The organism is Paenibacillus sp. TCA20 (genome assembly GCF_000732325.1).
Classification (GTDB): domain Bacteria; phylum Bacillota; class Bacilli; order Paenibacillales; family Paenibacillaceae; genus Paenibacillus; species Paenibacillus urinalis.
Genome location: NZ_BBIW01000003.1, coordinates 538098 through 548609 on the forward strand (window position 1 = coordinate 538098; position 10512 = coordinate 548609).

Genomic DNA, 10512 nt, shown 5'->3' on the forward strand with positions numbered 1-10512 from the left:
TTTTTTGGTGATTATTTGCAAATCGAGGCCTGAAGTTTTATGTTTATCATTAGAACGCTTTTACAATATGAAAATAATTCATTTTCGGGTTGTAAATTTAGAGTGAATTTGGACGATCCTAATAATCCGGTTTTTGCATATAACCTCATTAAGTACTTTTTATCAGGAATATGATGAATAAATTGTTGTGGAGGGAAGGTCCTTGTGAAATCTTCAACAAAAATATGGGCAATTGTAAGTACTGCTTCAATGATAGTGACCATTATTCTTGTCACCGGTTTTGTCTTGGCGGTGCAGGATATTATCGCTCCATCGGGGAATACCGTACTTATGGAAGATGAAGGGGCAGATCGTGAAGTACCGTTGGCAGCGCCGCTGGAGCAAAGTGCAGAAATAAAAGTAGCAGCCATTGGAGATTCTCTTGCGAAGGGAACCGGAGATGACGATGGTAAAGGCTTTATTCGACGTGTGGTTGGAATGCTGCAGGATGAAGAGAATGAGGTTCGAGTTACAGCCAATCTGGCCATTAATGGTTTGACTACAGAAGGGCTGCTGCCGCAGCTGGATGAGACGGGAGTACAGTACGTATTAAAGCAATCTAATTTAATTCTGCTGTCCATTGGAGGCAATGACTTATTCAAGGCAGCTGAGGCGTATGAAGAGGGAGCAGCTGAGCTGCCTGATGCTGAAGAGCTGTATGATACTTTGCCGGCTGCGACAACGAATCTCAAAGAAATTTTACGAAAAATTGCGGATATTAATCCAGAAGCCTGGATCGTATATGTGGGTTTATATAATCCCTTCAGTGATTTGCCTGATATGAAGCTGCTGGGTAATACCGTGGTATCTGCTTGGAATAGTCAGGCGCTGCAGCTTATTAATACAGATGATCAGATGATGATGGCGGAAACGTTTGATCTATTTGAGCATAGTGTTCCGCAATTGCTGGCTTCCGATCATTTTCATCCCAATGCACAGGGATATGAGGAAATCGCTGAACGGATCATTGAAGTGCTGGGAATTCATGATGTACATGGTCAAAGGGTGGAGTCAGATGACGAATAATACGAGTGAGATTGTGTTGTCAGTTGAGCACTTAAAGAAGAAGATTAAGAAAAAGTGGATTATCAAGGATGTTTCATTTGAGGTTCGTGCTGGAGAAGTATTCGGCTTCCTAGGTCCCAATGGAGCAGGGAAGACTACGACGATTCGTATGCTGGTGGACTTGATCAAGCCCACGAAGGGAGTAGTGAGTGTATGCGGATATTCTGTGCATCGACAACCGGAGCAAGCGCTGAAGTATGTAGGCTCCATCGTGGAGAATCCAGAAATGTACTCCTACCTGACCGGATATGAAAATTTAGAGCATTTTGCGAGAATGCAGCCAGGTATTACCGAAGAACGCATTAATGAAGTTGCCCATATTGTGGGTCTTGATCAGCGAATTCACGAGAAAGTCAGTACATATTCTCTTGGCATGAGACAGAGACTGGGCATTGCCCAAGCCCTTCTTGGTGATCCGAAGCTGTTAATTCTGGATGAGCCGACCAATGGACTTGATCCAAAGGGGATCAAGGAGCTCAGAGCTTTTATACGCAAGCTTGCGGATGAAGGACTTGCAGTGTTTGTCAGCAGCCATTTGCTTAGCGAGATTCAGCTTATGTGTGATAGAGTTGCGATTATAAGTAACGGAGAGATTCTTACAGTAGGCAAGGTTGATGAGCTCATTGAGGATCACAGCAATATTACGATCTGGCATTTATCTCCCAGGGAAGAAGGGGTCCGCTGGCTGCTCAGCCATCCGCAGGTTAGAGAGCTTGCGGATACGAGCATGCTGGATGATACTTTGACGGCAAGCCTGGGCAATAACGCCATTATTACGGAAATGCCCGAAGGTCTGATTCCGGATCTGGTAAGAACTATGGTGCGTGCCGGAATTCAAGTAGAAGGAGTACAAAAAGTAAATCCTACGCTCGAACAATTATTTTTGAAGATGACAGAAGGTGAATTGTTTGAATAGTGTGCTGCCTCTTGTTCGAAATGAAGTAATTAAAATGATCAAGAAAAAGAGGTTTTATGTCATTCTGCTGGTATTAGTCGTATTAACGCCGATGTTTACGTACGCGCAGATGAGAGAAGCTGAAACAAAACGTGAAAAGTTCGGGCATGACTGGCGGCTTGAAATGCAGCAGGCAATCACGGATAATCAGAATTCACTAGGCAGTGATCGTGTGCCGGAAGAGTGGAAGCAATATCGGCGAATATACATTCAACAGCTTCAGTACTATTTAGATCACGATATCAATCCGAATGAACCGAGCGGAGTCACGTTTACGAGAGAGTTCATGAACAATTCCATCAATTTGTTTATTCCTCTGCTTGTGGTTGCCATGGCTTCTGATCTCGTATCCGGCGAGAGGACGACGGGGACGATTAAGATGCTGCTTACAAGACCCGTCAAGCGTTGGAAGGTTCTGCTGAGCAAACTAATCACACTGCTGATGTTTGTATCGCTTATTGTTCTTGCTGTATTTGTCATTTGTTATCTTATTTCAGGTCTGTTTTTCGGATTTAAGGGCTTTACCTTCCCCATCTTTACCGGGTTTCAGATTCATGGCTCTGATGTGGATATGAGCAAAGTGCATGCGGTGGAGCAGTGGGAGTATCTGCTGATGCAGTCCGGATTGATATGGTTTGTCAGTATCATTGTGGCAGTGCTGTCCTTTATGGTATCTACCCTTGTAAAAAGCACATCCGCAAGCATCGTCATTATGATGGCCGCACTGATCGCCGGCACAATATTGACGAATATGGCCTCCTCTTGGGACAGCGCAAAATATTTATTCATGGTAAATTTAAATCTGACTGGTTATTTAGCCGGGAATTTGCCGCCAATAGAAGGCATGACGCTTCTATTTTCGCTCTGTGTACTGAGTGTATGGGGGATAAGTTCACTGGTTGTTTCATTCCTTGTCTTTACGAAACGGGATATCTTGAATTAAAATGGACAAGGATAAGAAACATCTGTTTGCATTTTTAAGCTGAGAACAGCATAGCTTGAAGACAACTTTATTCGTTCTTTATCTCTATCAATTTCATAAATCATTAAAAAGGTGAATTTGAAACGATATATACCCTTGATTGAAGCAGCTAAAGGTATTATGAAATTGATTCATTTATCTAAATAAATTTTAAAAGTGTGATCATTCATGAAGAGTGAAGGCATAAGAGGGGGAGCATTCATGACCCAAGAGATGGATCTATCTGCTGACGTATCCAGGAATACCGGTTATGGAGCAGACGACATTCAAGTGCTGGAGGGACTTGTCGCTGTACGAAAAAGACCGGGTATGTACATTGGCAGCACAAGTAGCTCTGGCTTACATCATTTAGTCTGGGAAATTGTCGACAACGCTGTCGATGAGCATTTAGCAAAATACTGTGACAAGATTGAAATTACGCTACATAAAGACGCATCTGTTACGGTGCAGGATAATGGACGAGGCATTCCGACAGGGATGCACAAGACAGGAATTCCTACGCCCCAGGTCGTGTATACGATACTGCACGCAGGCGGAAAGTTTGGCGGAGGCGGTTACAAAAAATCCGGTGGTCTCCATGGTGTCGGCGCCTCGGTAACGAACGCTTTATCCGAGTTCCTGGAGGTAGAAATTTATCGAGAGGGTAAGATTCACCGGCAGCGCTTTGAATACTGGGTAGATAAGAAGGGAACGGAGCATGTCGGGGAGCCGGTTACGGGTCTTGAAGTCATGGGTAACACACGGCAAACCGGTACCAAGGTAAGATTCAAGCCGGACATCAAAGTGTTTAAATCTGGTATCTCGTTAAGCTACGATACACTGGCTGAGCGTCTGCAGGAGATCGCATTCCTGAACTCAGGGCTGCGAATTGTGCTTAAGGATGAGCGCAGCGGCAATCAAGACGAGTATTACTACGAAGGTGGGGCAAGTCAATTCGTCGCCTATCTGAATGAAGGCAAGGATCTTCTGACAGATGTCATCCATTTCAATGCAGAAAAAGAGGATATCGAAGTCGAAATTGCAATCCAGTATAACGCAGGATATACCGAAACGATTGTATCGTTCGTTAACTCTATACCTACACGCGGCGGCGGAACACATGAAACCGGCTTTAAGACGGCCTATACGCGAATCATGAATGAATATGCGCGGCGTACGAGCATGATTAAGGAAAAAGACAAAAATTTGGAGGGTAACGACCTCCGCGAAGGCATGATGGCTGTCATCAGTGTGAAAATGTCCGAAGTAGAGTTTGTTGGCCAGACCAAAGACCAGCTCGGCAGTGCGTCAGCCCGCAGTACAGTGGACCAGGTTGTTACCGAGAGCATGCAGCGTTTTCTCGAAGAGAATCCGCAGGTTGCACAGACGTTGATTAAGAAGGCAGTTCAGGCTTCCAGAGCGAGAGAAGCGGCCCGTAAAGCGAGAGACGATATGCGATCCGGTAAGAAACGGAGCGAAAGCTCTAATCTGGGCGGTAAGCTGACACCGGCACAGTCCAAAGATTACTCTCGTAATGAGCTGTTTATCGTTGAAGGTGATTCTGCCGGCGGCTCAGCGAAGCAAGGACGTGATTCCAAGATTCAGGCTATTTTACCGCTCAAGGGCAAGCCGATGAATCCGGAGAAGGCGAAGCTGGCCGATATTATGAAGAACGAAGAATACCGGGCGATCATGTCTGCCATCGGTGCAGGAATCGGCACTGAGTTTGCTGTAGAAGACAGCAATTACTCCAAGATCATTATTATGACGGATGCGGATACAGACGGCGCGCATATTCAGGTATTATTGCTAACATTCTTTTATCGCTATATGAAGCCACTTATTGATGCAGGCAAGGTGTATATTGCACAGCCTCCTCTATATAAGATCAGCCGCAAGACCGGCAAGCTTGAAACGGTGCGCTATGCATTTACGGACGATCAACTGCAAATTTACCTGAAGGAATTCGGCAAAAATTATGAGTTACAGCGTTATAAAGGTCTAGGAGAGATGAATCCGGAGCAGCTGTGGGAGACGACGATGGATCCGGATACTCGTACCTTACTGCAGGTGAAGATTGAAGATGCAGCCAAGGCCGAAAGAAGAGTAACCACATTAATGGGTGATAAGGTTGATCCGCGTAAGCGCTGGATCGTTGAAAACGTAGATTTTACAGAGTACGAAGAATAGAAGGTGCTTTGAATGAGTTTATCTGAACAGTTTTTACCGGCATTTCTAGAAGAAGTGGTAGGCGATCGATTCGGTCGTTATTCTAAATACATTATTCAGGATCGGGCGATACCTGATGTGCGTGATGGTCTCAAGCCAGTTCAGCGTCGTATCTTGTATGCCATGTACGATTCAAACAATACGCCTGACAAACCGTACCGCAAATCTGCGAAAACTGTCGGTGATGTCATGGGTAATTATCATCCCCACGGGGATTCCTCCATCTATGAGGGAATGGTGCGTATGGCGCAGCCTTGGAAGATGGGACATGTGCTTATCGACGGACATGGAAACTGGGGCTCACAGGATGATGATCCGGCGGCAGCAATGCGCTATACCGAAGCACGTTTATCACCAATTGCTATGGAAATTCTACGCGACATTGAGAAGCGTACAGTTCTATTTAAAGACAATTTCGATAACACGGCCAAAGAACCCGTTGTTCTCCCATCCCGTTTTCCGAATCTGCTTGTGAATGGGGCAAGCGGGATCTCGTCTGGCTTCGCTACAGAGATTCCGACACATAATTTAAGAGAAGTGATTGATGCATGTATTGCTGTTATGGAGAAGCCTTCCATCTCTCTTGAAGAAATTATGACCTTCATCAAAGGACCGGACTTTCCAACAGGCGGTATCATTATGGGCGGAAGTGGAATTCTGGACGCCTATCGTACAGGCAAGGGCCGCATCTATATTCGTTCCAAGACCGAAATCGAAAATTTGCGGGGCGGTAAGCAGCAGATTGTCATCACCGAAATTCCTTATCAGGTTGTTAAGTCACGGCTGGTTACCGCGATGGAAACGATTCGCCTGGAGAAGAAGATCGAAGGTATTGCTGAAGTGCGTGACGAGAGCGGGCGTGAAGGCTTGCGTATTGTCGTTGAGCTCAAGAAAGAAGCGGATGCCCAAGGGATCCTTAACTATTTGCTCAAAAAAACAGATCTTCAGGTCACGTATAACTTCAATATGGTGGCTATCGTTAATAAAGCGCCTCATCAGCTTGGGCTTAAGCCGATACTTGAAGCTTACATTGCACATCAGCGCGAGGTTGTGACCCATCGGACGCAATACGATCTCGAAAAAGCCGAGGACCGGGCGCATGTCCTTGAAGGACTTGTTAAAGCCCTTAACATTTTGGATGAAGTTATTGCAGCCATTAAAGCGTCCAAGAATCGGCAGGATGCCCAGAACAACCTGGAATGGATGTTTGGCTTTACGGAGCGCCAGGCAGACTCTATTCTTACGTTGCAGCTGTATCGTCTAACGAACCTAGAGATCACTACACTGCAAAAAGAGCTGGATGAGATCCAGAAGAAAGTCGCCGAGCTGCGGAGTATTCTCGAAAGTGATCGGAAGCTCATCAGTATCATTCGGAAGGAACTCAAAGAAATCCGCGAGAAGTACGGAATAGAACGCCGATCTTCTATTCAGGAAGAGGTAGAGGAGCTGAAGGTGAATCTTGAGGTTCTCGTCAATTCGGAGGATGTGCTCGTGACATTGTCCAACGAAGGTTACATCAAGCGCACAAGTAAGCTCTCCTTTACTCGTTCAGGGGGAGACCGGAGCAGCTCGGGTGTAATTGAAGGCGATGTGATCTCTTCTTATTATGATGTAAATACGCTGGATAATTTGCTTGTGTTTACACAGCGGGGGCAATATTACCTTCTACCAGTTCATCAGGTGCCGGAATTCAAATGGAAGGACCCGGGAACAGCAATTGTTAACGTCATTCCATTATCGAAGGAAGATCGGGTCGTCACCATTATACCGGTACGCAGCTTCGAACAAGAAGAGGCAAGTCTCGTCTTTGTAACACGGAGAGGGCAGATTAAGCGCACCGCGCTAAAAGACTACGTGACCAAGCGTTCCTCCGCAGTTGCCGCATGCAAGGTTGGAGCGAATGATGAGGTTATCCGTGTCCATCTCAGTACGGGAGGAAGGCACATTCTGCTAGTCTCCAAGCTGGGCCAAAGTGTCAGATTCCTTGAGGATGAAGTAAACACAATGGGCCGTGTATCCGGCGGGGTGAAAGGTATTCAATTAAAAGACGAGGATGAGCTCGTTACTGCGGTATGGGTTGATGAGGATGAAGGAGAGATCTTCACAATAACGGATCTTGGTTATGGAAAGAGATCCCTTCTGCTTGATTATCCGCTGCAATCCCGCGGCGGCAAAGGTGTTGCCACCTTCGAGTTCAAGGAAGGCAAACGTGTTAAGCCGAATGGCAGTCAAATCGTCGCTGCATACCATGTCAAAGAACCGTTGCGGCTGCTCGCGTTGACAGATCAAGGCAAAATGCTTGGATTTTCTACAGAATCGGCACCGATCTCTGATAAGCGAAGTACTGGCAAAGCGCTGGTCAGCGTAGAGAAGAATGACTCAATTGTACAGATCATAGATAATCGGGCGGATGATACGTCATCCTAAAATATGTCATAAGAGCCTCTGATACGCCAGAATACGGCATCAGGGGCTTTTTTTGACGTTACATTGCAAAGATTAAGAACCTTCGTCGATACCGGTCGAGTCGCCAAAATGGGGAAGGAATTGCATTAAAAAGAGCGAAATGATTCATCAGCTAAATAATTAATGATCAAAGCAAGCACTTAATTTCTACAAGAGAGGGGAGAAGAACAGATGCATTCTTCTGAATTCGCCAAACTATGGGCAAGGCTGACGAAGGACTACAAAGCCCATATGGATCAGGCCCTTGCTCCTGCACTAACTGAGGCTCAGCTGACAGTGCTTGAACTGTTGTCCGAGCAGCCTCGTATGAAGCCGTCCGAATTCATTCCTTATCTGTCTACAACACCAGCAGCTATTACGATGCTGCTCGATCGTATGGAGAAGAATGAACTTATCCTTCGCAGCAGAGACGATCGCGATCGCCGAATTGTGTGGGTCACATTAACAGAGAGAGGAAAACAAGAGGCACAGCGCGGAATGATTATCCGTGAAGATTTTATCAGCGGGACACTTGGCAAGATATCTTCACACAATCAACAGCTGCTTGTCTACCTGCTGACCAAGATCACTTCCCAAAGCTCTCCAACGAAGCAAACCTCTTGATACAAATGAATCTGTTTTAACTTTCTAAGGGATACGTGCTGCGTATTCCTTTTTTGTTTGGGCAATATATATGATAAGAAAATAATTACATATAGAAGGTGTTGACTATTTTTAAAATCGGTCTATAATATTACTTTGTACTCCTTATATTTCGTATACGAAATATTTTGTAAAATAATTATTTTGTAGCAAAGGTGAGTATCATGCTGGAATACGATGAGATGTACCAGATATTCTCGTCCTTTCGTCAAGTGAACCAGAGCTTTCATCGACTATTCTGGAAGCAGGAAGAGGAGAAGGAGATTACCCGTATTCAAATGCTGGTATTATCCATCCTAATTGAGCATCCTAACATTGGATTGGCTGAATTAGCGGAGCTCTGTCACATGGGCAGCAGTACAACGAGCGGTGTCGTTGACCGTCTTGTTAAGGCTGAGCTTGTGGAGAGAGGCAGATGCCTTCATGATCGGAGGTCATTGGAGCTTCAGGTTACGGAGAAAGGGAGAGAAGTTCAGAAGAGAGTCTATGAGCTATGGATGTCTAAAGTATCTCATATGATGGATTTACCAAGGGAGGATATCGATAATTTGCTTCGTATTCATTCCTTGATGCTTGAAAAGATGGAGAAAGAGAGATGATTGATTAATATGAGTAGTATTGCTGCAAATCAGTCTGGAAAGACGATCGAATTCAAAAAAGGTCCAATCTTATTTGCGATGCTGCTAGGTGCGTTTGTAGCCTTTTTGAACCAAACATTACTTAACGTAGCTTTGCCTAAAATTATGGAGGATCTCAGCGTAGGTGCAACAACAGTCCAATGGTTATCCACTGGCTTTATGCTCGTCAATGGCGTTCTGATCCCCATTACTGCGTATTTGATGGCGAAGTTTACGACTAGACAAATTTTCATTACCGGAATGACTTTATTTACAATAGGTACTTTGCTGTGTGCATTAAGCCCTACCTTTGCTATCCTTATGACGGGGCGCATTGTTCAGGCAGCAGGTGCAGGTGTTATCATGCCGTTGTTATCCGTTGTTATCCTTAATATATTCCCAATTGAACAGCGTGGACGTGCGATGGGGATGATTGGTCTTGCCATGATCCTGGCTCCAGCGATCGGCCCTACATTATCTGGATGGGTTGTTCAAACCTTTGACAGCTGGAAATTGCTATTCTACATTATTCTCCCAATTGCTGTAATCGCCGTGCTTGTGGGAATGAAGTTTGTAAAAAATGTTACAGAAGTATCCAATCCGACGCTTGATATTACTTCGGTTATTTTATCAACAATCGGTTTTGGCGGACTGTTGTATGGCTTCAGTGATGCCGGCTCTAACGGCTGGAACGATCCGATCGTTATCACTTGCTTGGTTGTGGGTGCGATCTCCTTATTGGTGTTTGTCCTTCGTCAATTCAAGATGGATGATCCACTGCTCGAGTTCAGAGTGTTCAAGAATTCTATGTACACGCTGAACACAGCGGTTCTGATCGTCGTAACGATGGCCATGTTCTCAGGTATGATTCTCCTGCCCATTTATTTGCAAACGATTCGTGGAATCAGTGCTCTTGATTCCGGGCTGCTGATGCTTCCAGGTGCAATCGTTATGGGTATCATGTCCCCGATCACCGGTTCCTTGTTTGATAAATTTGGAGCAAAATGGCTGAGTATTATCGGTCTAGTCATTACGATTATTACAACATGGGAATTCAGCACGTTAACGATGGATACATCATATACACAGCTGATTATCGTGTATACGCTTCGGATGTTCGGTATGTCACTTCTCATGATGCCGGTTCAAACCGCTGCCTTGAATGATATACCTCAAAATCTGAATGCTCACGGAACGGTTATGCTAAACACACTGCGTACCGTATTCGGAGCCATCGGAACAGCTATTTTTATCACCATATTCAGTAACCGTACGACTCATTATGTGGATACGCATATGGCAGATATTAATCCACAGGATCAAGCTGCAATGCTTCAATTAGCAAATGATGCGCAAATCAACGGTATTAACTTCTCGTTTATTATTGCTACTGGGGTTACCGTTGTTGCACTGGTTCTCGCCTTCTTTATTAAGCGATCCGTACCGAAGGATGCAAAAGGCGTAGCCATGAAAGTGGCAGAAGTCAGCACTAGCGATAACAAGTAATTAGATACATCCATTTCTTAAATCATGGATTC

Annotated in this window: 8 protein-coding genes; all 8 read left to right on the forward strand. The window is 45.0% G+C overall.

What is annotated here, in order from left to right; translation table 11 throughout:
- Positions 1–204: 204 nt before the first annotated feature.
- The gene (locus TCA2_RS08860) at positions 205–1065 is read left to right on the forward strand and encodes a GDSL-type esterase/lipase family protein (protein ID WP_047911195.1); all 861 of its coding nucleotides are present in this window, start codon (positions 205–207) and stop codon (positions 1063–1065) included.
- Positions 1055–2020, forward strand: coding sequence for an ABC transporter ATP-binding protein (locus TCA2_RS08865; protein ID WP_047911196.1), 966 nt, complete (start codon positions 1055–1057; stop codon positions 2018–2020). The genes TCA2_RS08860 and TCA2_RS08865 overlap by 11 nt, the downstream gene beginning before the upstream one ends.
- Positions 2013–3002: an ABC transporter permease gene (locus tag TCA2_RS08870; protein WP_047911197.1), complete on the forward strand. Its 990-nt coding sequence runs from the start codon at positions 2013–2015 to the stop codon at positions 3000–3002. The genes TCA2_RS08865 and TCA2_RS08870 overlap by 8 nt, the downstream gene beginning before the upstream one ends.
- A 240-nt stretch (positions 3003–3242) precedes the next feature.
- Positions 3243–5210: a DNA topoisomerase IV subunit B gene (gene parE / locus TCA2_RS08875; RefSeq protein WP_047911198.1), complete on the forward strand. Its 1968-nt coding sequence runs from the start codon at positions 3243–3245 to the stop codon at positions 5208–5210.
- A gap of 12 nt (positions 5211–5222) precedes the next feature.
- A complete protein-coding gene (gene gyrA, locus TCA2_RS08880; protein WP_047911199.1) occupies positions 5223–7676 on the forward strand; it encodes a DNA gyrase subunit A in 2454 nt (817 codons plus the stop codon).
- A 210-nt stretch (positions 7677–7886) separates the two neighbouring features.
- A complete protein-coding gene (locus TCA2_RS08885) occupies positions 7887–8318 on the forward strand; it encodes a MarR family winged helix-turn-helix transcriptional regulator (RefSeq protein ID WP_047911200.1) in 432 nt (143 codons plus the stop codon).
- A 203-nt stretch (positions 8319–8521) separates the two neighbouring features.
- Complete coding sequence (locus tag TCA2_RS08890; RefSeq protein WP_047911201.1) at positions 8522–8956, forward strand: MarR family winged helix-turn-helix transcriptional regulator; 435 nt, start codon at positions 8522–8524, stop codon at positions 8954–8956.
- 9 nt (positions 8957–8965) lie between these two features.
- Positions 8966–10480, forward strand: a complete 1515-nt coding sequence (locus TCA2_RS08895) for a DHA2 family efflux MFS transporter permease subunit (protein ID WP_047911265.1) — start codon at positions 8966–8968, stop codon at positions 10478–10480.
- Positions 10481–10512: the final 32 nt, after the last annotated feature.